Genomic DNA, 21288 nt, shown 5'->3' with positions numbered 1-21288 from the left:
GCGCGGCGCAAAAGACGTCAGTCTTGCTTTCCCAGAAACGACGGCCCTTCGCCGATGATCTTCTTGTCTTCCTTGCCGATGATGTCGAGATCGCGCCCGTCATAGGGTAGCGACAGGAGGATGCGCCGAATGACCCCGAGCCGCGCGCGCCGCTTGTCATTGGCCCGTATGATGATCCACGGCGCGAATTCCTTGTGGGTGCGCTCGAACATGGTGTCGCGGACCTTGGTGTAGTCGTCCCACTTGGTGATGCCGGCAACGTCGATCGGCGAAAACTTCCAGCTTTTCAGCGGGCTGAAGCGGCGATCGTGAAAGCGCTCGAGCTGCGTCTCCCGCCCGATGTTCAGCCAGAATTTGAAGAAGTGGATGCCCTCATTGGCGATCATCCGTTCGAAATGCGGTGTCTCGTCGAGAAACTGCTCGTGCTGCTGCGGCGTGCAAAAACCCATCACCGGCTCGACGCCGGCGCGGTTGTACCAGGAGCGGTCGAAGGTGAGGAACTCACCCGATGTCGGGAAATGGTCGACATAGCGCTGGAAGTACCATTGCCCCTGCTCTGTCGGGGTCGGCTTGGTCAGCGCCACGTTGCGCGCGGTACGAGGGTTGAGGTATTGGCGCAGCACGAAGATCGTGCCGCCCTTGCCGGCGGCGTCGCGGCCCTCGAACAGCGCCATCACCCGTTTGCCGGTGGACTGCAGCCACGCCTGCGCCTTGACCAGCTCGATCTGCAATTTCTCGAGCGTCTCGTCATACTCCTCGCTTTTCATCTTCTTGTCGTAGGGGTAGCCGCCGGCGGTCAGCTTGTTGTCCTCGACCCAGTCGGGAAGTACGGGATTTTCAATATCGAACTCCCGCTCCTTGCCGCCGATCCTGATCTTCAGCGGACCCGAAGTTGGCGCGGCGGGAGTTTCCTTGGCTTTTTTCATCGAGACGAACCCTTTTCTGCTTCCGGACTCATGCTATTGGGAGCCACTACAGCACTTTTGATTTTGCGCATGATCCTTTCAGAAAATCGATTCCGATTTTCTGGGTCATGCGTTAGACCGGTCGCGCGGAAGTTTCCGTCGCCGGTCGAACGGGTGCGAGGCAAGGGTGCGGGCGCGCGAGCGAATGGCTGACCTGGACGCAGAGCAGAGTGGCATGGCGCAAGGCCTGGCGGTCCGGCTGTGGAGCAGCCGCTGGCTGCTGATCGCCGGCGTCGTCGCGATTCTCGGCGTGTATGCCTTGGCCGCGATATCCGGCTTTGTCGTCCTTGCGGCGCTGACGCTGCTGCTTGCAGCGGCAATGCTGCCGGTCACCGGCACGCGCCAATCGGCCGAGAGTGCCGCCGCGATCGAGGCAATCGGTTTGCAACGGCTCTCCGGCGAATATCTTGCGGCCGCCGTCGCCGACCCGCTGATCATCTTCGACCGAACCGCCACCATCGTCCACGCCAATGCCGCCGCCTTCGCCGCCTTCGGGGGGATTGCGCCCGGTCTGTCGCTGTCGCTGAAATTCCGGGCGCCGGAAATGCAGGCTCTGCTGGACGGCGTGCTGTCGGGCGATGTCGCCTCTGACGTCGTCGACTATACGGAGAAGCTGCCGGTCGAACGGGCTTACCGGGTGAGTGCCTCCTCGGTCGGCCACGGCACCGATCTCTATGTGCTGGTGTTCAAGGACCAGAGCGAAGCGCGCAGGATCGACCGCATGCGCGCCGATTTCATAGCCAATGCCAGCCACGAACTGCGCACGCCGCTCGCCTCGATCTCCGGCTTTATCGAAACGCTGCGCGGACCGGCCCGCAACGACCCGGCGGCGCGCGACCAGTTCCTGCAGATCATGCAGAGCCAGACCGGGCGCATGGCGCGCCTGATCGATGATTTGTTGTCGCTATCGCGGCTCGAGATGAAGCCCTATCTGAAGCCGGGAACCGAGGTCGACCTGCGTGAGACGGTCGATAGCGTCATCGATTCGCTCGGACCGCTGGCCAGGGAAAACAGCGTTATCGTCGAACGGGATTACGCCGACGGCCCGCTCGACGTGCCGGGGGATCGCGACGAACTCTTCCAGGTTTTCGAGAACCTCCTGGAAAACGCCTGCAAGTACGGGCAGTCGGGCGGCCGCGTGGTGGTGTCGATCGCGCGCGGCGATCCCGGCTCGGAGCCAGGCATCGACGTGACCATCAGGGACTTTGGCCCCGGCATTCCCGAGGAACACATTCCGCGCATCACCGAGCGCTTCTATCGCGTCGATGTCGAGACCAGCCGCACCCAGAAGGGAACCGGCCTCGGTCTGTCGATCGTCAAGCATATCCTGACACGCCACAATGGCCGGCTTTCGATCAAGTCCGAGTTCGGCAAGGGCGCTGCCTTCTCGGTTCATTTGCCGACGCACTGATACTGCCCTAGTTTTCCACGGGACCGTTTCTTTTTTCTGTCATCCGGCTAGCGTATCAGCGGGGATTCGAGGAAACGACTCAAAACGAGACACCCGTGGGAAGGCATTTCGCCATGCAGTCCGTGCATATCATGAGCGCCTATGATGAGGAGCTGAAATATCTGTCGAAGCGCATCGCGGCGATGGGCGGCCATGCCGAGCGTATGGTCGAACAGGCGGTTGCCGCCCTCGTCAATGCCGACCCCGGCCTCGCCCAGAAGGTCATCCGGGACGATGCAGTGCTCGATGAAGGGCAACGCGAAATCGACGACAAGGCGATCATCATCATCGCCAAGCGCCAGCCGATGGCGACGGACCTGCGCGAGATCGTCGGCGCCATCCGCATTTCCGCCGACCTCGAACGGGTCGGTGACCTCGGCAAGAACGTTGCCAAGCGGGTGGGCGCCGTCACCGACGGACGCCAGCCGACCAGCCTGTTCCGCGGCCTCGAGGCCCTGGCCAACCTGGCGCTGACCCAGCTCAAGGAAGTGCTCGACGTCTACGCATCGCGCTCGGTCGACAAGATCGGCTTCGTGCGCGACCGCGACGACCAGATCGACGCCATGTACACGTCGCTGTTCCGCGAATTGCTGACCTACATGATGGAAGATCCGCGCAACATCACGCCGTGCACGCATCTGCTGTTTTGCGCCAAGAACATCGAGCGCATCGGCGATCACGCCACCAACATCGCCGAGACCATCTACTACATCGTCACCGGCGAGCAGATGCCGGCCGAGCGGCCGAAGGGCGACAAGACCGACAAGATCAGCCTTTCCGCGACGCCTCCGGTTAATTGAACGGTCGCACTCTCGAACCATCATCCGAATTGCGCTAGACTTTCCGGGCTTTCCTGTATCCTCGTCCGTAGATTTGCTTCGGGAGGTTGTGATGGAAAATGTTCGGAACCTGACTCCGGCGCCTGCGCCGACCTCCGGCATTATCGCATGCGGCGTCTACACGGCTGGGCGTCGCATCGCCGACATTCCCATCGAGGAAGCCGGCGAATGGGCAAAAAAAACCGGTCATGTCGTCTGGATTGGCCTGCTCGAGCCCGACCGCAACCTGCTGCTTCGCGTCCAGGCGCAGTTTCACCTGCATGAGCTGGCGATCGAGGATGCCGAGCACCCGCACCAGCGGCCGAAGATCGAGCAATACGGCGACGCCTTGTTCATCGTCGCCCGCACCGCGCAGCTGATCGACGGCCGGGTCACCTTCGGCGAGACCCATTTGTTCGTCGGCAGCGGCTACATCGTCAGCGTCAGGCATGGCCCGTCCACATCCTATGCCGCCGTGCGTCAGCATTGGGAAAGCTGCCCGCATTCGCTGGCAAAGGGCGAGGATTTCGTCCTCTACGCCATTCTCGATTTCATCGTCGACAACTACATGCCCGTGCTCGAGCAGATCGAGGACGAGGTCGAACTGATCGAGGACAGGGTCCTGCTGAAGCCGATGACAGGTCCCGACATCGAACGGCTCTATATGCTGCGCCGCGATCTTTTGCGCTTGCGCAATGCGGCACTTCCGCTTGTCGAAGTCTGCCGCCGACTAACCAGTGCCGACCTGCCACAGATCCACACGGCCATGCATCCGCTGTTTCGTGACGTGACCGACCATATCCGCACCGTGCAGGAAAAGATCGACAGTCTACGCGAGGTGCTGGCGTTTGCTTTCGAGGCCAGCCTTCTGGTCGGCCAGAGCCAGGAAACGGCGATCTCCAAGAAGCTTGCTTCATGGGCCGCCATCCTGGCGGTGCCGACGGCATTCGCCGGCATTTACGGCATGAATTTCAGCGACATGCCGGAATTGAAGATGGAATATGGCTACCCGGTGGTGCTGGCCACGATCGCGCTGATCTGTTCGTTTCTCTACTGGCGCTTTCGCAAGAATGGCTGGCTGTGAAGAAGAGGGCAGTAGGGCAGTAGGACGGCATTTCGCAAGCGTAACTTTCCGCAAACCTACTGCCGTATTGCCTTACTCCCCTATTCCCTTCTCTCTTATCGACTCCGCCGCCGCTCCGATGCCGGCTGGAACGCCACGCGGGCGTGGTACTTGCAGTAGGGGCCGGTTTCGGCGGCTTCGTTGCCGCAGAAATTGAAGTCCTCCGAAAGCGGATCGCCGTTCGGCCATTTGCAGGTCCGCTCGGTCAGCTCGACGAGTTGCAGATGCCGTGAGATCGGCACCACGACATTCTCGACCGGGCGAATATAGTGGCGTGCAACAGGTTCGGCATCGAACTGCGTCTGCAATGCCGTTGCGCCGATCGATGTCGTGACATGACGGACCGTGCTTGCGGCGCGCGACACCGATTTCTGAACGGTCGATCCCTGCGCCGCCTTCTTCTGGCGTGCCGGCGTGGCGGTCGACCGCCCGCGGCCCGACAGTTTCAGCCGGTGCACCTTACCGATGACGGCATTACGGCTGACCCCCCCAAGCTGCGCAGCAATCTGGCTTGCGCTCAGACCCTCGGACCACAGTTTTCTGAGAAGTTCTACCCGCTCGTCAGTCCAGTTCATGAGACCGCTCCTGCTAAGCGTGCGGCAATCGGAATCCACTCCCGGCCCGGCAACATTTGCCGGGGCAGACACCACATATATCTGGTGATTAGGTCCGCCGCACGAAATCTAGTTATTTCTTGACTACAACTACTCTATGCGCTGACTCGGTGACAAGAGTCCCAAGTGCAACACGAATCGGTTTTTTAGGTTTTCCCCAACTTGCCCGGTCGCTCGTGAGCCGGCGTTGCGTCGGAGGGCTTGCCGCGGGGCACTACGCGACGTTTTCGTTGACTTCATGGCCGAAAAACACGATAAGCCGCACAGGCCGCCGCTTTGGCGGCTTTTTTGATTTTCCGGTACCGGAGACGCATATAATGAGCGGTTCGGCGCTTTACGAGACCTTTGCTCGCGCACCCCTGGCCTTCGACCATGGGGAAGGCACATGGCTGGTTACCGACAAGGGCGAGCGATATCTCGATTTCGCCGGCGGGATCGCCGTCAATTCGCTGGGTCACAGCCATCCGCATCTGGTCTCGGCACTGACCGAGCAAGCCGCGAAGCTTTGGCATGTCTCCAATCTCTACGAGATTCCGGGGCAAAGCCGGCTCGGCGAGCGGCTGGTGGACGCCACCTTCGCCGACAAGGTGTTCTTCACCAATTCCGGCGCCGAGGCGCTGGAATGCGCGATCAAGACGGCGCGGCGCTACCATTTCGTCAAGGGACATCCCGAACGCTTCCGCGTCATCACCTTCGAGGGGGCCTTCCACGGCCGCACGCTGGCGACCATCGCTGCGGGCGGTCAGTACAAGTACCTTGAAGGGTTTGGACCCAAGGTCGAGGGCTTCGACCAGGTCGGCTTCGATGACATCGACGCGGCCGAAAAGGCGATCACGCCGGAGACCGCGGCGATCCTGATCGAACCGGTACAGGGCGAGGGCGGCATCCGCCCGGTGCCGACGCAGTCGCTGAAGCGGCTCAGGCAGTTGTGCGAACAGCACGGCCTGCTGCTGATCTACGACGAGGTCCAGTGCGGCATCGGCCGGACCGGCAAGTTGTTCGCGCATGAATGGTCCGGCGTCACGCCCGACATCATGGCGATCGCCAAGGGCATTGGCGGCGGCTTCCCGATGGGCGCCTGCCTTGCCACCGATGAAGCGGCCATTGGCATGACGTCCGGTGTGCATGGCACCACTTTCGGCGGCAACCCGCTGGCCATGGCGGTCGGCAACGCCGTGCTCGACGTGGTGCTGGAAGACGGCTTCCTCGAAGATGTCCAGCGCAAGGCGTTGCTGATGAAGCAGGGGCTGGCGGCGGTCGCCGACGAGTTTCCCGAGGTCATCGAGGACATCAGGGGCACCGGGCTGATGCTCGGTCTCAAGTGCGCCATGCCCAACACCAAGGTGAACATGGCATTGCGCGACCAGCACCTGCTGGCGGTTCCGGCTGGCGACAACGTCATTCGCCTGTTGCCGCCGCTCACCGTCACCGATGCCGAGATCCACGACGCGCTCAGCCGCATCCGCGCCGGCGCCAAGGGCCTGGCGGAGGCGATCGCCGCCGCCGCCGCGAAGTAATCCCGGAACCATTGCTGATGTCAGTTCGCCATTTCACCGATCTTTCCGCCGTTTCCGAAGGCGATCTGCGCTTCATGCTTGATGATGCGGTGGTGCGAAAGGCTCGTCTCAAGGCCGGCGAGCGGACCAGGCCGCTCGAGGGCAAGGTGCTGGCGATGATCTTCGACAAGCCCTCGACGCGCACCCGCGTGTCCTTCGACGTCGGCATGCGCCAGCTTGGCGGCGAAACCATCATGCTGACCGGCACCGAGATGCAGCTAGGCCGCTCCGAGACCATTGCCGACACCGCCAAGGTGCTGTCGCGCTACGTCGACGCGATCATGATCCGCACCACCTCGCATGAGCGGCTGCTCGAACTGACCGAGAATGCCACCGTTCCGGTCATCAATGGACTGACCGACGACACCCATCCCTGCCAGCTGATGGCCGATATCATGACCTTCGAGGAGCATCGCGGTCCGGTTGCCGGCAGGACCATCGCCTGGACCGGCGACGGCAACAATGTGCTGCATTCGCTGCTCGAGGCCTCGGCGCGGTTCCGCTTCAACCTCAACGTCGCCGTGCCCGAAGGCAGCGAGCCGGAACAGAAGCATGTCGACTGGTCGCAGGCGCATGGTGGCAAGCTGCACTTCACCCGCTCGCCCGAGGAAGCCGTCGACCAGGCCGACTGCGTCGTCACCGATTGCTGGGTGTCGATGGGCCAGGAGCATCGCGCCCGCGGCCACAACGTGTTCTCGCCCTACCAGGTCAATGCCAAGCTGATGGCGAAGGCCAAGCCGGAGGCGCTGTTCATGCACTGCCTGCCGGCGCATCGCGGCGAGGAAGTGACCGACGAGGTCATTGACGGGCCGCATTCGGTGGTCTTTGACGAGGCCGAGAACCGGCTCCATGCCCAGAAGGCCGTGCTCGCCTGGTGTCTCGGCGCTTGATCTCTGGGGGTGTGATGCCTATCTGCGCCGCATCACGCAAATCAAGCGCGTTTCGAAGCATGCGCCCTCCAGGGCGGCATGGCCGCGCCCTGGAGCATTGTCATGTTGGAAACCTATCAAGTGACTGAACATCACCCCAAACTCGGCGAATTCGGCTACGCCGGCGACGATCACGTCGTGCCCTTCGAGGTCGGCCCGCTCGATGTGCGCGGCCGTACCGTCCAGCTCGGGCCGATGCTCGACGCCATCCTCAGCCGTCACGACTATCCGGAACCGGTCGCCCGCTTGCTGGCGGAAGCCTGCGTGCTGACTGTGCTGCTCGGCACCTCGCTGAAGTTCGAGGGCAAGTTCATCCTGCAGACCCGCACCGACGGGCCGGTCGACATGCTGGTGGCGGATTTTTCCACGCCCTCGGCACTGCGCGCCTATGCCCGCTTCGATGCAGACCGGCTGGAGGCGCTGGTCGCGGCCGGCGAAACGTCTCAGCAGACGCTGCTCGGCAGCGGCGTGCTGGCGCTGACCATCGACCAGGGTGCTCACACGCAGCGCTATCAGGGTATCGTCCAGCTCGATGGCGAAACGCTGGAAGACGCGGCCCGCACCTATTTCCGCCAGTCGGAGCAGATTCCGACCGATATCAGGCTTTCGGTAGCCAAGCTGCTGACGCCTGGCGTCGGCGGCACTCGCGAGCAGTGGCGTGCCGGTGGCATCCTGGCGCAGTTCCTGCCGCAGTCGCCCGAGCGCATGCGCGTTCCGGACCTGCCGGGCGGCGATGGCGATCCGCGTGAGGAGATCCATGATCCGGCCGACAATTCCTGGCAGGAGCTGCTGGCACTGCTCGGCACCATCGAGCCGACCGAACTGATCGACCCGACGATCGGCGCCGAGCGGCTGCTGTACAGGCTGTTTCACGAGCATGGCGTGCGCGTCTTCGGCGGCGTTCCGGTCGCCGACCAGTGCTCATGCTCGAGGGACAAGATCCGTGGCATCCTTGAGGGCTTCTCGGCGCAGGAGATCAAGGACAGCACCGAAGACGGCGGCATCCACGTCGCCTGCGAATTCTGCTCGAAGCAATATGACTTCGATCCGGCGGAATTTGCGGCGGCCCAATAGAGAACGTGCCTCACCGGCTGCTTGGCGGCCGGTGAGGCGAAGCTAATTCACCGTCCGCCGCGTCCCCGGCAGATCGAGCGAGAAGGCGGGGATGGCGATGTCGAACGTCTCGCCCCGCTTGTTGCGCATCGTGTAGCGCCCGACCATGATGCCGGACGGTGTCGAAAGCGGGCAACCGGACGTGTATTGATAGCTGTCGCCGGGATTGAGTTCGGGCTGGTCGCCGACGACGCCGGGACCGCTTACCTCCTCGACCCGTCCGGTGCCGTCGGTGATGTGCCAATAGCGCGACAACAGCTGCACGAACTCATCCGACTGGTTGTCGATCGTTATCTGATAGCCCCAGACATAGCGGTTCTCCGACGGGTCCGAACGGTCCTCCAGATAGAACGGCCTGACCTGCACTTCGATGTTGCGCGTCACGGCGCGGTACATAAGCGGCTCCAAAACAATCCAGGTCGAACTGTCCTCGCTCCGGGCGAGCGGGTCAACGTGCGCGTCTTGTCGCGCCCGGCCTGAAAGGCAGGTGCCGACAAAGAATGTCATTTAAGTGACACATGACAATGGTGGTGTGCACGAAGCGGGCGACTCGGCGCTCTGTCGAACTGTTGAAAACGGCTATCACGCGGGCCGTCTTTTCTGGAGTGGCCAGGTCTCGATGGAACTCACCCTCATAGCCGCCTCGCTTTCGGTCGCTCTCATCCTTTCAAACCTCGCCAGCATCCTGCTCGCCGCTTCGCGTCTGAAGCTCCACCGCACCATCGCGCCGCCGGCCGGCAAGCCGCTGCCGGTGTCGATTATCGTGCCATCGCGTGGCGTCGAGCCGTTCACGCAGGAGACGCTGGAGCGCGCCCTCTCGCTCGACTGGCCGCGCTATGAACTAGTCTTTTGCGTCGCCCATGCGGACGATCCGGTGGTCAAGCTGATCCGTGCCGCCATCGCCCGTTCTCCCAAGGTGCCGGCGCGGCTGCTGATCGGCGACGACCGCATCAGCGCCAATCCGAAACTCAACAATTGCGTCAAGGGTTGGGAGGCAGCGCGCCACGATTGGGTTGTCCTGGCCGATTCCAACGTGTTGATGCCGAGAGACTACGTGCAGCACCTGATGGCTGCATGGCGGCCCGACACCGGCCTTGTCTGCTCGACGCCGATAGGCTCGCGGCCCGCTGGCTTCTGGGCCGAGGTCGAATGCGCTTTCCTCAACACGCTGCAAGCGCGCTGGCAATATGCCGGCGAGGCGCTTGGCCTCGGCTTTGCCCAGGGCAAGAGCATGCTCTGGAACAAGCCGATGCTCGACGCCAGTGGCGGCATCCGTGCGCTCGCCGCCGAGATCGCCGAGGACGCTGCCGCGACCAAGCTGGTCAATGGCCTTGGCCTGCGCGTCAATCTCGTCGCCGCGCCCTTCGAGCAACCGCTCGGCCGGCGCACCTTTGACGAAATCTGGTCGCGTCAGGCCCGTTGGGCGCGCCTGCGCCGCGTCACCTTCCCATGGTTTTTCGCACCCGAAATCCTGACCGGGGCAGTGGTGCCGCTGGCACTCGCGCTGTTGGCGGCGGCAAGCGCGGGCGTCAGCCTCTGGGCAACCGCCATTGCCGTGCTGGCGGCCTTCTACCTTCCGGAATGCGCCCTGGCCTGGTCCAAAGGCTGGTACCTGTCGCCGCGCATGGTCGCGGCGATCATGATGCGCGACCTGATCCTGCCGGCGATGTGGGCGCGCGGCTGGCTGGGTGGCGCCGTCGACTGGCGCGGCAACGCGATGACCATCGGCACCAAGGCGGCCGAGTTGGAAGAGACGCCGTCCGGCGCCTGATGGCCAAAGGCCTTTTACTTGGCCGCCTTCAGCGCCTGTTCGATGTCTTCCAGAAGATCGTCGGTATCCTCCAGGCCGACCGACAGTCTGAGCGTGCCCGGCCCGATGCCGAGTTCGGCACGCGCCTCGTCGCTCAGATTCTTGTGCGTCGTCGTCGCCGGATGGGTGATCAGGCTCTTGGCATCGCCGAGATTGTTGGAGATCAGCACGATGTCGAGGGCGTTCTGCAAGGCGAAGGCTGCCTGCTTGCCGCCCTTGACGTCCAGGCAGATCAGCGTCGAGCCGCCCGACATCTGCTTCTTGACGATGGCCGCTTGCGGGTGGTCGGCGCGGCCGGGATAGATGACGCGGGCGATTTCGGGCCGCTCGGCCAGGAAATCCGCGATCCTGCTGGCGCTTTCCGTTTGCTGGCGCACGCGCACCGGCAGTGTCTCCAGCCCTTTCAGCAGCGTCCAGGCATTGAACGGCGACAGGCTGGGGCCGGTGTGGCGGAAATAGTCGTGCAGGTTCTCGTCGATCCACTTCTTATCCGACAGGATGACGCCGCCGAGACAGCGGCCCTGGCCGTCAATATGCTTGGTCGCCGAGTAGACGACGATGTGCGCACCGAGCTGCAGCGGCTTCTGCTGCAGGGGCGTGGCAAAGACATTGTCGACGATCAGCCGCGCACCGATCGAATTGGCAAGCGCGGCAACCGCGGCGATGTCGACCACTTCCAGCGTCGGGTTGGTCGGGCTTTCCAGGAAGAACAGCTTGGTGTTCGGCTTGACCGCTTTTTCCCAGTTGGCGATGTCGGTGCCGTCGACCAGCGTCGCCTCGATGCCATATTTCGGCGCCAGTGTCTCGACCACCCAGCGGCAGGAGCCGAACAGCGCGCGTGCTGCCACGATATGATCGCCGGCCCTGGCGCTGCACAACAGCGCGGCCGTCACCGCGGCCATGCCGGATGCGGTGGCGCGCGCGTCCTCGGCGCCTTCGAGCGCGCACATGCGCTTTTCGAACATGTCGACGGTCGGGTTGGCGTAGCGCGAGTAGATGAACCCCGGCTCCTCACCCTTGAAGCGGGCTTCGGCGGCCTGCGCCGTTTCGTAGACATAGCCCTGGGTCAGGTACATCGCCTCGGAGGTTTCGCCGAAACCGGAACGCAGGGTTCCGCTATGCACGAGTGTCGTTTGAGGCTTCCAGTTACGCTTCTTGGTGCTCATCGCTTTGTTCCAGACACAAAAAAACCGGCCGCGAAAGTCGCAACCGGTCCATACGGCCTTGCGGCCCGACGGTCCTTTAGCGACTTGTTTAACGTGGCTGCAAGCCGACCGGCCAAATCACCACGGGATAACGACCCTTTAGACCCGCGCCACGCTTGCGTCAATTGCCGGCTTGATTAAGAGGTTTGTACCAAGCAGGTTCCGCAGCAGTGTTCCACGGTTTTGCGGCAGGAACCTGCGAACAGAAAACCGCCTGGCCCCAAGAATCGCCTGGCCTAGGAGTGGAGCCTTGCGGCAGACAGGCATTCTTCCCGATCAGGACATTTCGGCGCTGTTCCAGTCCGGTGCGCTGAAGTCGGCGCGCGCGTTCGATGCCGATCAGATCCAGCCGGCGAGCCTGGATCTGCGGCTCGGCGACAAGGCCTGGCGGGTGCGGGCCTCGTTCCTGCCGGGCCCCAACCACAAGGTTTCGGAAAAGCTCGACCGGCTGCAGCTGCACGAGATCAATCTTGCCGAGGGCGCGGTGCTGGAGACCGGCTGCGTCTATATCGTGCCCTTGCTTGAAAGCCTGGCATTGCCGGCGGACATTTCGGCCTCGGCCAATCCGAAGAGTTCGACCGGGCGGCTCGACATCTTCACCCGCGTCATGACCGATCGCGGCCACGAGTTCGACAAGATCGCCACCGGCTATCACGGCCCACTCTATCTCGAGGTCAGCCCGCGCACCTTTCCGATCGTCGTGCGTACCGGTTCGCGTCTGTCGCAAATCCGTTTCCGCACCGGCAATGCACTGCTCTCGGAAGCCGAGCTGCATGACCTGCATCGCGCCGAGATGCTGGTCGCAACCGAGCCGCCGAACATTTCCGGCGGCGGGATCGCGCTGTCGATCGATCTCAACGGCGATCAGAATGGCCTGGTCGGCTATCGCGGCAAGCATCACACCGGTCTCGTCGATGTAGACAAGCGCGCGGCACAAGAGGTCGTCGACTTCTGGGAGCCGATCCACAAGAGCGGCGCCGGCGAACTGGTGCTCGATCCCGATGAATTCTACATCCTCGTCAGCCAGGAAGCGGTGCATGTGCCGCCGCTCTACGCCGCCGAGATGACGCCGTTCGATCCGCTGGTAGGCGAGTTCCGCGTCCACTATGCCGGCTTCTTCGATCCGGGTTTCGGCCATTCGGCGTCCGGCGGCACCGGCAGTCGCGCGGTGCTCGAAGTGCGCAGCCACGAAGTGCCGTTCATCCTCGACCATGGCCAGATCGTCGGCCGGCTGGTCTACGAGCATATGCTGAAGCGGCCGCAGGCGCTCTACGGCACCGATCTCGGCTCCAACTACCAGGCGCAAGGCCTGAAGCTGTCCAAGCATTTCCGCCCAGCGCGCTGAACCCAATTCCCGTCGGGCAATACACTTGCCTGCGCTGGCTCGTCATGCTTGGCTGGCTTTCTGGTCGCCAAGTTGGCGGCGTTCAAGGGGAACCAAGAAAATGCGGATTTCAAAATGGATCATATCGGCAGCAGGTGCTGCCGTGTTGCTGATGGCGGCCGGCTCTCTGTCGGCGCAGGCTGCTGAGAAACTGAAGATCGGCACCGAGGGTGCCTATCCGCCGTTCAACACCATCACCCCGGACGGCAAAGTCGTCGGCTTCGATATCGACATCGCCAATGCGCTGTGCGCGCAGATGAAGGTCGAGTGCGAGATCGTCACCCAGGACTGGGACGGCATCATCCCCGCCCTGCAGGCCAAGAAATTCGATGCCATCATCGCCTCGATGAGCATCACCGAGGAGCGCAAGAAGCAGGTCTCCTTCACCAACAAATACTATACGACACCGCTCGCGCTGGTGGCGCCGAAGGATACCGAACTCACCTCGACCGAACCAGCAGCGCTTGCCGGCAAGACGGTCGGCGCCCAGGCTTCGACCACGCAGGCCGACTATGCCCAGAATGTCTATGGCAAGGCTGGCGCGGAGGCGAAACTCTACCCGACCCAGGAAGAGGCGATCACCGATCTGACGAACGGCCGTCTCGATGCCGTCATCTCTGACAAATTCGTGCTGGTGGACTGGTTGAAGAAGGCAAGCGACGGCTGCTGCAAGCTGGTCGGTGACGTCAAGGGCACGGAGACCCAGGCCGGCATTGCCGTTCGCCTGGAAGACACCGCGCTGCGCGACAAGCTCAATGCGGCAATAGACGCCATCGTCGCCGACGGTACCTACAAGAAGATCCAGGCCAAGTACTTCGACTTCGATATTTATTGAGGTTGAACCCCGTCCGGGTCAGCCGCGAAAGAGATGCTCTTTCGCGGCGCCCAGACAGCCATGAAATTGGCCGACAAAGAGCAGTTCGCGTACGGCCAAGCGTTTCCTGCCCCAAAATCCTCTGGTCGGTTTCTCCTCATCGAGCGAGGCGCTTGAGCCGGACTTCAAAGGAAACAACTGCTTGTCCAGGCAACCGAGAATATGGGCCCTGGCGGAGTCGATACCGCAGGCTCTGGCATTGTCGTTCAGCCTGTCGCTGCGAAGCGCGGACGTTATACGATCCGTATTGCCCATCAGAAAGCCTACTTGTGCTTTCGAATAACCAGTTGCCAGAAGACGCTTCGTCATCGCCGAGTGGGCTTCACGGTAGGACTTGGCGCTGCACTGACCAGCGCTAAAGGCCACCGATGGCGGCTGGATCAGGAACAGGGCCAGGCCCGCGAACAAAATGACAAGCCGCATTCTGTTCATTTTCCACTCCGCTATCTCAAAGCGCCTTCACCGCCACCTTCACCGGCTGCTCGATCTCGAGTGGGTTGCGCAGCGGCAGGCCAAAATCCTTGGCCTCGATTTCGAACACATCGCCGGCCTCGGTCTTGATGCCGTCGGCGAAGGACAGCGTCGCCGTTCCGAACATATGCACATGCACGTCGCCCGGCTGGCGGAAAGCCGCATATTTGAAGTGGTGGTGTTCGAGATTGGCTATGGTGTGCGACATGTTCGCTTCGCCAGACAGGAACGGCTTTTCCCACAGCACCTCGTTGTCGCGATAGATGCGCGAGCTGCCGCGGATGTCGGAGGGCAAGTCGCCGATCAATATTTCCGGCCCGAATGAGGCGTTGCGCAGCTTGGAGTGGGCCAGGAACAGATAGTTCACGCGCTCGGTGACGTGGTCGGAAAACTCGTTCGACAGCGTGAAGCCGACACGGAACGGCGCGCCGTCGTCGCCGATGACATAGATGCCGGCCACTTCCGGCTCTTCGCCGGCGTCCTTGGCGAAAGCCGGCGACAGCAGTGCGGCGCCTGGCGCCACCGCCATCGTGCCGTTGCCCTTGTAGAACCATTCCGGCTGCACGCCGATCTGGCCTTTCGCCGGCTTGCCGCCCTCCAGCCCCATGCGGAACATTTTCATCGAATCGGTCAGTTCCTCCTCGCCGTCCGTGCTCAGCTTCTTGTGCATGGAATCGCGCGTCGCGGCCGATCCGAGATGCGTCAGTCCGGTGCCGGTCAGATGCAGGTGCGCCGGATCGGGGTGGTTGATCGGCGAGAGCAGCCGCCCCTTCTTGTAGGCGGCATCGAGATCGATTGTCTCGCCAAGCCCCTTGCGTTCGATCAGCGCGACGAGCCCGACGCCGGTGCGGGCGGCCTCCATCGCCAGCGAATAGACGCTGCGCGCGCCATTGATGATCCGGGTCTTGCCGCCGTTGCGGGCAACGACGCGGATGGTCTCGGCGTCATCGAGAATCTGGGAGATCAGCATGATGAATCCTCTCTCATTTGCCTTGGCAGGGGCTGCCGGGGCGGCAAACCTTGCCCAGCGCGGCCAGGACCTCGTCCATGCCACGGGTGAAATTCTCCATTCGGATTGCGCTCGCGAGCCTGGTCCCTCAGGGACTTCTTTTCGTGCCGCCGGGCAGCGCCGCGATGTGACCCGTATGCCTTCCTGGTTCCCTCAGCCCTTGTTCTTGTTGTAGACGTCGAACACCACCGCGCCGAGCAGCACCAGGCCTTTCACCACCTGCTGCCAGTCGACATTGACGCCCATGATCGACATGCCGTTGTTCATCACGCCCATGATGAAGCCGCCGACCACCGCTCCGATGACCTGGCCGACACCACCCATCGCCGAGGCGCCGCCAATGAACACCGCGGCGATGACGTCAAGCTCGCTGCCAAGGCCTGCCGCCGGCACTGCCTGCCCAAGGCGGGCCGCGATGATCAGGCCGCCAAGCGCCGACAGCACGCCCATATTGACGAACACCATCAGCGTCAGTCGCTCGGTCTTGATGCCCGATAGCTGTGCCGCCTTGGCATTGCCGCCCATTGCGTAGATGCGCCGGCCGATCGTCATGCGTTTGGTGACGAACACGAACAGTGCGATCAGCACGCCCATCACCATGAGAACGATCGGCAGGCCCCTGTAGCTGGCGAACTGGTAGACTAGGAACAGCGCCAGCGCGCTGGTCACCAGGGTCTTGATGACAAACAGCGTGAAAGGCTCGGCTTCGTAGCCGTGCTGCTCGCGCGTGCGCCGTGCCTTGAGCCCGAAATACGCATAGGCGAGCACGGCGACGACGCCGATCAGGATCGTCGTCATGTGCAGCGTCAGGCCGCTGCCGATTATGGTCTTGCCGGCGGCGTTCACCGTCGGCGGGATCAGCGTCAAGGGGCCGATCACGTCCGGAATGAAGCCGGAACTGAGCGCCTTGAAGCCATCTGGAAGCGGTCCCACGGAAGACCCGCCACCCAGCAGCGCCTGGCAGATGCCGCGGAAGATGAGCATTCCGGCCAGCGTCACGATGAAGCTCGGTATTCGGTGATAGGCAATCCAGTAGCCTTGGGCCGCGCCGATGCCGCCGCCGATGATGAGGCAGATGATCGATACAACCAGCGGATTGCTGAGGGGGCCAAGCGGCCAGATGACCATCATCATTGCCGCCAGCGCGCCGATGAAACCGGCGACGGAGCCGACGCTGAGGTCGATATGGCCCGAAACGATCACCAGAAGCATACCCAGCGCCATCACGATGATGAAGCTGTTCTGCTGCACCAAATTGCTCAGGTTCACCGGCTTGAAGAGCGTGCCGGACGTGGTGAACTGGAAGAACACCATGATGGCGATCAGCGCCAGGATCAGGCCGTACTCGCGCAGATTCGTGATCAGCGCCGAGACGGCCACACGCGGCCCCTGCTGCACATCTTCGGCGACGCCGCTTTTCGGCGCGGGAGCGCTTTCGGTGGTCATGATGCTTTTCCTTCTCCCCGAACGATGGCGCGCATGATCTTTTCCTGACTGGCTTCGCTCGCCGCCATTTCGCCGACGATGCGGCCTTCGTTCATGACGTAGATGCGGTCGGTGATGCCGAGCAGTTCTGGCATCTCCGACGAGATGACGATGATCGCCTTACCCTCGGAGGCGAGGCGGGCGATGATGGTGTAGATTTCATACTTGGCGCCGACGTCGATGCCGCGCGTCGGCTCGTCGAGGATCAGCACTTCCGGATTGGCGAACAGCCATTTCGACAGCACCACCTTCTGTTGATTGCCGCCCGACAGATTGCCGGTCATTTGATAGACGCTGGACGAGCGGATGTTGGTCTTGGCCTTGTAGTCATTGGCGACGGCAAGTTCGCGCAGGTCGTCGATCACGGCGTGGCGCGACACGCCGGGCAGGTTGGCCAGCGTGATGTTGTGCTTGATGTGATCGATGAGATTGAGACCGTAGGTCTTGCGGTCCTCGGTGACGTAGGCAATGCCGTGTTCCACAGCCTTGCTCACCGACGAAACATCGATCGGCTTGCCCTTGAGCAGCACGTCGCCAGTGATGCGGCGGCCATAGGAGCGGCCAAACAGGCTCATGGCGAATTCGGTGCGTCCGGCGCCCATCAGCCCGGCAATGCCGACCACCTCACCCTTGCGGACATCGATATCGATGCCCTTGATCACCTGCCGCTCGGCATGGATTGGGTGATAGACCGACCAGTTCTTCACCTGGAGCACGACCTCGCCGATCTTGGGCTCGCGCGGCGGATAACGGTCGTCGAGCGAACGGCCGACCATCGAGGTGATGATGCGGTCCTCCGAAATGTCTTTCTTGGCAAGTGTTTCGATGGTCCGTCCGTCGCGGATGATGGTGACCTTGTCGGCGACCCGGTTCACCTCGTTGAGCTTGTGCGAGATCAGGATCGAGGTGATGCCTTGCCGCTTGAATTCGAGCAGCAGGTCCAGCAGTGCCTGGCTGTCCTTTTCGGACAGGCTCGCCGTCGGCTCGTCGAGGATCAGCAGCTGCACTTCCTTGCTGAGCGCCTTGGCGATCTCGACCAGCTGCTGCTTGCCGACGCCGATATTGGTGATCAGCGTCTTGGGGTCCTCCTTGAGGCCCACCTTCTTCAGCAAGGCGCTGGTACGTGTCTCGTTGGCATTCCAGTCGATGATGCCAAATCTGGCGTGTTCGTTGCCAAGGAAAATGTTTTCGGCGATCGACAGCATCGGCACCAGTGCAAGCTCCTGGTGAATGATGACGATGCCCTTGTGCTCGCTGTCGTGAATGCCCTTGAAATGGCATTCCTCGCCACGGTAGACGATCGCGCCATCATAGGTGCCGGACGCATAGACGCCCGAGAGCACCTTCATCAGCGTCGACTTGCCGGCGCCGTTCTCGCCGACCACGGCATGAATCTCGCCTTCCTCGACGCTGAGGTTGACGTTCGACAGCGCCTTCACGCCGGGGAACGTCTTGGTGATGTCGCGCATCTCCAAAATCGTCGAGGCCATTGGGACTACCGCTCCCTGAGAGGTCGGCAAACACTGCCGGCGAGGTCGGTAACAATACCGGGCCTGCTGGTGAACGAAAAGGGGCCCTGCGTTGCGCAGGACCCCTGGATTTGAAACCGAATTACTTCAGCTCGTCGGCCTTGATGTAGCCGGAGTCGACGACCAGCGCCTGGTAGTTCGACTTGTCGACTTCATGCGGCGTCAAGAGGATCGAGGGAACGACCTTGACGTCGTTGTTGTAGGTCTTGGTGTCGAGGGCATCCGGCTTGCCACCCGACAGCACCTTGTCGACGAGCTCAACGGTCGACTTGGCCAGTTCGCGGGTGTCTTTGAACACGGTCGAGTACTGCTCGCCCGAGATGATCAGCTTGACCGAGGCGGTCTCGGCGTCCTGACCGGTCACGATCGGCCAGGGCTGAGCGTCCGTGCCGTAGCCGACAGCGCGCAGCGATGCGGTGATACCACGCGACAGGCCGTCATAGGGCGACAGAACGCCATCGACGCGGCTGCCGTCCGAGTAGTTGGCCGAAAGCAGATTGTCCATGCGGGCCTGAGCGGTGGCCGCCAGCCAGCGCAGCGTGCCGACCTTGTCCATGCCGGTCTGGCCGGACTTGATCTTGATCGAGCCGTCGTCGATCAGTGGCTGCAGGACGGAAATCGCGCCATTGTAGAAGAAAAAGGCGTTGTTGTCGTCGGGCGAGCCGCCGAACAGTTCGACGTTCCACGGCTTGGTGTTCGGGAAACGCTCCTTGAGGCCCTTGACCAGCGAATTCGCCTGGATGACGCCGACGCCGAAATTGTCGAAGGTCGTGTAGTAATCGACGTTGGCGGTCTTTTTGATCAGGCGGTCATAGGCGACGACGACGACGCCGGCGTCAGCGGCCTTCTGCAGCGCGTCCGACAGGGTGGTGCCGTCGATTGAGGCGATGATCAGCGCCTTCGGGCCCTTGGTGATTTCATTTTCCAGCTGGCTGAGCTGGTTTGGAATGTCGTCCTGCGCATATTGCAGGTCGACGGTGTAGCCCAGAGCCTCGAGCTGGGACTTGACGGCGTCTCCGTCGTTGATCCAGCGCTGCGAGGTCTTGGTGGGCATCAGCACGCCGACGAGGCCTTTGTCGGCTGCGTAGGCGGTGGCCGACATGGCCGCGATGCTGACCGCCAAGGCGGCGACTAACGTCTTGATGATTTTCACTTAACTCTCCCTGGTTGATGGACGCGGCACCCCGGGGGTCGCGGGCCGCGCAATCGTGCAGAAGCGCCAAGGCACTGCTGCCGTCATATCGATCTCCGGTATCCTCCCATGGCCCCGAGGCGCTGATTTCAATCGATACGATTTTTCTCGTCTGCGACCGTCGCGTCTCGGAACGCGCGAAGGTTGTGATCCTTTGCCATAACTGTCAAATGCGATCTTTGATGATTGCTATATCAATATTGGTATATGCTATCGAGGCGAGACGGCTGGCACGACCGCTGGCCGCCTGCGAGCAGAAGCAAGGAGAGGTTATGGCGGCGCTAAGGAATCCGAGTGCGATTTCAAATGGTTACAGAGAGATGCCGGGCGACGGCGAAACCTTGCTGCGCAGTGGCCTCAGCTTACGCCATATGCGCATGATCGTCGCGCTCGACGACCATGGCCGGGTGAGCGCGGCAGCCCAGGTTATGAACATTTCTCAGCCGGCGGCTTCGCGCATGATCAGCGAAATGGAGGCCGTGCTGGAGGTCAAGCTGTGCGAAAGGCTGCCGCGCGGCATCACCTTGACGCCTTTCGGCAAGGCATTATCCAGGCGCGCGCGCTCGATCCTCCTGGAAATGCGAGAGGTCGACCGCGAAATTTCCGAACTTAAGGCGGGCAAAGGCGGCTCGGTGTTCCTCGGCGCTGTGACGGCACCGGCAATCGAGCTGGCGGTGCCGGCGATTCGCGAAATCCGCCGCATCTATCCGCGCATCGAGATCACCATGCAGGTCGAGACCTCCAACGTGCTGGCACGCGAATTGATCGCCACGCGCCATGATTTCATCATCGCGCGCATCCCTGACGATCTCAATCCACGGCTGTTCGAGTCGCGAGTGATCGGCGTCGAGAAGGCCTGCCTGATCGTGCGCCGGGGTCATCCGCTCACCAAGGGTGAGGCGGTGCGGTTGGAGGACACCGCCGCCTACGATTGGGTTTTCCAGTCGGGCGGGTCGCCTTTGCGCCAGGCGATGGAGAGCAATTTCCTCAACCGCAACATCGCTTTGCCCGACCGTATCCTCAACACCAGCTCGCTGCTCTTGACCCTGGTCATGGTCGCACATTCCGATGCGATTGCACCGGTATCGGTCCAGGTGGCGAAATTCATCCAGAATCCCGACGGGCTGGCCGGCGCTATCGACGTCGTCCAGACCGAATTCGACATCGAGGTCAGGCCCTACAGCCTGATCACGGTGAAGAACCGTGTGCTGTCGCCGGCCGCCAAGATGCTGCACGACTTCATCCTGCGAGAGGTGGGATGACGTCTCCGCCAGGCGTCGAGTTCGGGGCTGGCGAACAGCAAGGCGGGAACATTATTTCCTGCCGATGCGTTCATATCCCTGCAAGGGACGATTTCTTCAGGAGACCGAACATGCGCAGCTTCGAAATGATCGACCTGCTTTGCGTGGTCGAGGCCTGCAAGCACGAACGATCGGTCGGGAATTTCGTGTCGATGGCTGAAGGCGTGGAAGAATTGCGGGTACTGACCGGCGATTTCGTCTCATCGGATGACGTAGTGGCAAACGCGCTTGCAACGGTTGCGCTTGCACGAGGCTGCTCGGTTGTGTTCGACGAACAGGCGGGCGCTGAAATTGTTGCTGGCGCCATGGGCTGGAGCGGGTAGAGGGAATCGAACCCTCGCGTTCAGCTTGGGAAGCTGACAAGCTACCATTACATCATACCCGCGCGATCCCTCGTTACCATGCGGGTTGGCCTTCGGGCAATCGCAAAGCGGCTTTTACACCGCAGGGTGCGGTGATG

At 62.3% G+C, this 21288-nt stretch carries 20 protein-coding genes, 1 tRNA gene and 1 riboswitch; of the genes, 11 read left to right on the top strand and 10 right to left on the bottom strand.

The window, feature by feature from the left end; genetic code table 11:
• Window positions 1-17 precede the first annotated feature (17 nt).
• Window positions 18-926, bottom strand: a complete 909-nt coding sequence (gene ppk2 / locus AC1D2G_RS05780) for a polyphosphate kinase 2 (protein ID WP_477305141.1) — start codon at window positions 924-926, stop codon at window positions 18-20.
• Between the two features lie 184 nt (window positions 927-1110).
• Here ppk2 and AC1D2G_RS05775 point away from each other — a divergent pair, with 184 nt between their 5' ends.
• From AC1D2G_RS05775 to AC1D2G_RS05765, 3 genes are all read left to right on the top strand, one after another.
• Window positions 1111-2376 (top strand): sensor histidine kinase, encoded by a 1266-nt coding sequence (locus AC1D2G_RS05775; protein WP_477225366.1) that lies wholly within the window; start codon window positions 1111-1113, stop codon window positions 2374-2376.
• Window positions 2377-2489: 113 nt separating this feature from the next.
• The gene (phoU, locus tag AC1D2G_RS05770; protein ID WP_477225367.1) at window positions 2490-3215 is read left to right on the top strand and encodes a phosphate signaling complex protein PhoU; all 726 of its coding nucleotides are present in this window, start codon (window positions 2490-2492) and stop codon (window positions 3213-3215) included.
• 91 nt (window positions 3216-3306) lie between these two features.
• Window positions 3307-4317, top strand: a complete 1011-nt coding sequence (locus tag AC1D2G_RS05765) for a magnesium and cobalt transport protein CorA (protein ID WP_095082303.1) — start codon at window positions 3307-3309, stop codon at window positions 4315-4317.
• Window positions 4318-4412: 95 nt separating this feature from the next.
• Here the strand turns inward: AC1D2G_RS05765 and AC1D2G_RS05760 are convergent, their stop codons facing one another.
• Window positions 4413-4931, bottom strand: a complete 519-nt coding sequence (locus AC1D2G_RS05760) for a GcrA family cell cycle regulator (RefSeq protein WP_457152058.1) — start codon at window positions 4929-4931, stop codon at window positions 4413-4415.
• A gap of 356 nt (window positions 4932-5287) precedes the next feature.
• On the opposite strand from AC1D2G_RS05760, the gene AC1D2G_RS05755 reads away from it, so the two are divergent.
• The 3 genes from AC1D2G_RS05755 (at window position 5288) to AC1D2G_RS05745 (ending at window position 8529) form a co-directional block, all read left to right on the top strand.
• A complete protein-coding gene (locus AC1D2G_RS05755; RefSeq protein WP_477412616.1) occupies window positions 5288-6487 on the top strand; it encodes an acetylornithine transaminase in 1200 nt (399 codons plus the stop codon).
• Window positions 6488-6504: 17 nt separating this feature from the next.
• On the top strand, window positions 6505-7416 hold the full coding sequence (gene argF / locus AC1D2G_RS05750; RefSeq protein WP_477412614.1) for an ornithine carbamoyltransferase: 912 nt from the start codon (window positions 6505-6507) through the stop codon (window positions 7414-7416).
• Window positions 7417-7494: 78 nt separating this feature from the next.
• Window positions 7495-8529 (top strand): Hsp33 family molecular chaperone, encoded by a 1035-nt coding sequence (locus AC1D2G_RS05745; RefSeq protein ID WP_477412612.1) that lies wholly within the window; start codon window positions 7495-7497, stop codon window positions 8527-8529.
• Window positions 8530-8571: 42 nt separating this feature from the next.
• On the opposite strand, the gene apaG is transcribed toward AC1D2G_RS05745, so the two are convergent.
• Window positions 8572-8964, bottom strand: a complete 393-nt coding sequence (apaG, locus tag AC1D2G_RS05740) for a Co2+/Mg2+ efflux protein ApaG (RefSeq protein WP_013897267.1) — start codon at window positions 8962-8964, stop codon at window positions 8572-8574.
• A gap of 223 nt (window positions 8965-9187) precedes the next feature.
• Here apaG and AC1D2G_RS05735 point away from each other — a divergent pair, with 223 nt between their 5' ends.
• Window positions 9188-10339, top strand: a complete 1152-nt coding sequence (locus AC1D2G_RS05735; protein WP_477412610.1) for a ceramide glucosyltransferase — start codon at window positions 9188-9190, stop codon at window positions 10337-10339.
• A gap of 14 nt (window positions 10340-10353) precedes the next feature.
• Here the strand turns inward: AC1D2G_RS05735 and AC1D2G_RS05730 are convergent, their stop codons facing one another.
• Window positions 10354-11544, bottom strand: coding sequence for an O-succinylhomoserine sulfhydrylase (locus AC1D2G_RS05730; protein ID WP_477412608.1), 1191 nt, complete (start codon window positions 11542-11544; stop codon window positions 10354-10356).
• Window positions 11545-11600: 56 nt separating this feature from the next.
• Window positions 11601-11678, bottom strand: a riboswitch (SAM riboswitch).
• 155 nt (window positions 11679-11833) lie between these two features.
• On the opposite strand from AC1D2G_RS05730, the gene AC1D2G_RS05725 reads away from it, so the two are divergent.
• Window positions 11834-12928, top strand: coding sequence for a 2'-deoxycytidine 5'-triphosphate deaminase (locus tag AC1D2G_RS05725; protein WP_477412606.1), 1095 nt, complete (start codon window positions 11834-11836; stop codon window positions 12926-12928).
• 100 nt (window positions 12929-13028) lie between these two features.
• A complete protein-coding gene (locus AC1D2G_RS05720) occupies window positions 13029-13802 on the top strand; it encodes an ABC transporter substrate-binding protein (protein ID WP_095084265.1) in 774 nt (257 codons plus the stop codon).
• A gap of 18 nt (window positions 13803-13820) precedes the next feature.
• On the opposite strand, the gene AC1D2G_RS05715 is transcribed toward AC1D2G_RS05720, so the two are convergent.
• The 5 genes from AC1D2G_RS05715 to chvE form a co-directional block, all read right to left on the bottom strand.
• A complete protein-coding gene (locus AC1D2G_RS05715; protein ID WP_477412604.1) occupies window positions 13821-14273 on the bottom strand; it encodes a hypothetical protein in 453 nt (150 codons plus the stop codon).
• 16 nt (window positions 14274-14289) lie between these two features.
• Complete coding sequence (araD1, locus tag AC1D2G_RS05710; RefSeq protein ID WP_477412602.1) at window positions 14290-15282, bottom strand: AraD1 family protein; 993 nt, start codon at window positions 15280-15282, stop codon at window positions 14290-14292.
• 192 nt (window positions 15283-15474) lie between these two features.
• Window positions 15475-16767 (bottom strand): multiple monosaccharide ABC transporter permease, encoded by a 1293-nt coding sequence (mmsB, locus tag AC1D2G_RS05705; protein WP_095082262.1) that lies wholly within the window; start codon window positions 16765-16767, stop codon window positions 15475-15477.
• Window positions 16764-18296 carry a multiple monosaccharide ABC transporter ATP-binding protein gene (mmsA, locus tag AC1D2G_RS05700; protein ID WP_477225370.1) on the bottom strand — a complete coding sequence of 511 codons (1533 nt, stop codon included), beginning with the start codon at window positions 18294-18296 and terminating at the stop codon, window positions 16764-16766. The genes mmsB and mmsA overlap by 4 nt, the downstream gene beginning before the upstream one ends.
• 121 nt (window positions 18297-18417) lie before the next feature.
• Window positions 18418-19488 (bottom strand): multiple monosaccharide ABC transporter substrate-binding protein, encoded by a 1071-nt coding sequence (chvE, locus tag AC1D2G_RS05695; RefSeq protein ID WP_184877702.1) that lies wholly within the window; start codon window positions 19486-19488, stop codon window positions 18418-18420.
• Between the two features lie 311 nt (window positions 19489-19799).
• Here chvE and AC1D2G_RS05690 point away from each other — a divergent pair, with 311 nt between their 5' ends.
• Window positions 19800-20789: a LysR family transcriptional regulator gene (locus tag AC1D2G_RS05690; RefSeq protein ID WP_477305157.1), complete on the top strand. Its 990-nt coding sequence runs from the start codon at window positions 19800-19802 to the stop codon at window positions 20787-20789.
• 110 nt (window positions 20790-20899) lie between these two features.
• Window positions 20900-21151 (top strand): hypothetical protein, encoded by a 252-nt coding sequence (locus AC1D2G_RS05685; RefSeq protein ID WP_477305159.1) that lies wholly within the window; start codon window positions 20900-20902, stop codon window positions 21149-21151.
• Here the strand turns inward: AC1D2G_RS05685 and AC1D2G_RS05680 are convergent.
• Window positions 21140-21213 (bottom strand) — tRNA-Gly (locus AC1D2G_RS05680). The genes AC1D2G_RS05685 and AC1D2G_RS05680 overlap by 12 nt on opposite strands.
• Window positions 21214-21288 lie beyond the last annotated feature (75 nt).

The organism is Mesorhizobium sp. P2_C7, from assembly GCF_056404515.1.
The sequence above is the reverse complement of the archived record's forward strand: the minus strand, read 5'-3'. Positions and strand labels throughout refer to the sequence as shown.

What these genes read in the sequence shown, in the direction of transcription:
- AC1D2G_RS05730 (WP_477412608.1), bottom strand. Translation starts at nt 11,544, where the DNA reads ATGAGCACCAAGAAGCGTAACTGGAAGCCTCAAACGACACTCGTGCAT.
- argF (WP_477412614.1), top strand. Translation starts at nt 6,505, where the DNA reads ATGTCAGTTCGCCATTTCACCGATCTTTCCGCCGTTTCCGAAGGCGAT.
- AC1D2G_RS05755 (WP_477412616.1), top strand. Translation starts at nt 5,288, where the DNA reads ATGAGCGGTTCGGCGCTTTACGAGACCTTTGCTCGCGCACCCCTGGCC.
- AC1D2G_RS05685 (WP_477305159.1), top strand. Translation starts at nt 20,900, where the DNA reads ATGCGCAGCTTCGAAATGATCGACCTGCTTTGCGTGGTCGAGGCCTGC.
- araD1 (WP_477412602.1), bottom strand. Translation starts at nt 15,282, where the DNA reads ATGCTGATCTCCCAGATTCTCGATGACGCCGAGACCATCCGCGTCGTT.
- mmsB (WP_095082262.1), bottom strand. Translation starts at nt 16,767, where the DNA reads ATGACCACCGAAAGCGCTCCCGCGCCGAAAAGCGGCGTCGCCGAAGAT.
- AC1D2G_RS05745 (WP_477412612.1), top strand. Translation starts at nt 7,495, where the DNA reads ATGGCCGCGCCCTGGAGCATTGTCATGTTGGAAACCTATCAAGTGACT.
- ppk2 (WP_477305141.1), bottom strand. Translation starts at nt 926, where the DNA reads ATGAAAAAAGCCAAGGAAACTCCCGCCGCGCCAACTTCGGGTCCGCTG.
- AC1D2G_RS05760 (WP_457152058.1), bottom strand. Translation starts at nt 4,931, where the DNA reads ATGAACTGGACTGACGAGCGGGTAGAACTTCTCAGAAAACTGTGGTCC.
- AC1D2G_RS05690 (WP_477305157.1), top strand. Translation starts at nt 19,800, where the DNA reads ATGGCGGCGCTAAGGAATCCGAGTGCGATTTCAAATGGTTACAGAGAG.
- AC1D2G_RS05775 (WP_477225366.1), top strand. Translation starts at nt 1,111, where the DNA reads ATGGCTGACCTGGACGCAGAGCAGAGTGGCATGGCGCAAGGCCTGGCG.
- AC1D2G_RS05735 (WP_477412610.1), top strand. Translation starts at nt 9,188, where the DNA reads ATGGAACTCACCCTCATAGCCGCCTCGCTTTCGGTCGCTCTCATCCTT.
- AC1D2G_RS05715 (WP_477412604.1), bottom strand. Translation starts at nt 14,273, where the DNA reads ATGAACAGAATGCGGCTTGTCATTTTGTTCGCGGGCCTGGCCCTGTTC.
- AC1D2G_RS05720 (WP_095084265.1), top strand. Translation starts at nt 13,029, where the DNA reads ATGCGGATTTCAAAATGGATCATATCGGCAGCAGGTGCTGCCGTGTTG.
- phoU (WP_477225367.1), top strand. Translation starts at nt 2,490, where the DNA reads ATGCAGTCCGTGCATATCATGAGCGCCTATGATGAGGAGCTGAAATAT.
- AC1D2G_RS05765 (WP_095082303.1), top strand. Translation starts at nt 3,307, where the DNA reads ATGGAAAATGTTCGGAACCTGACTCCGGCGCCTGCGCCGACCTCCGGC.
- mmsA (WP_477225370.1), bottom strand. Translation starts at nt 18,296, where the DNA reads ATGGCCTCGACGATTTTGGAGATGCGCGACATCACCAAGACGTTCCCC.
- apaG (WP_013897267.1), bottom strand. Translation starts at nt 8,964, where the DNA reads ATGTACCGCGCCGTGACGCGCAACATCGAAGTGCAGGTCAGGCCGTTC.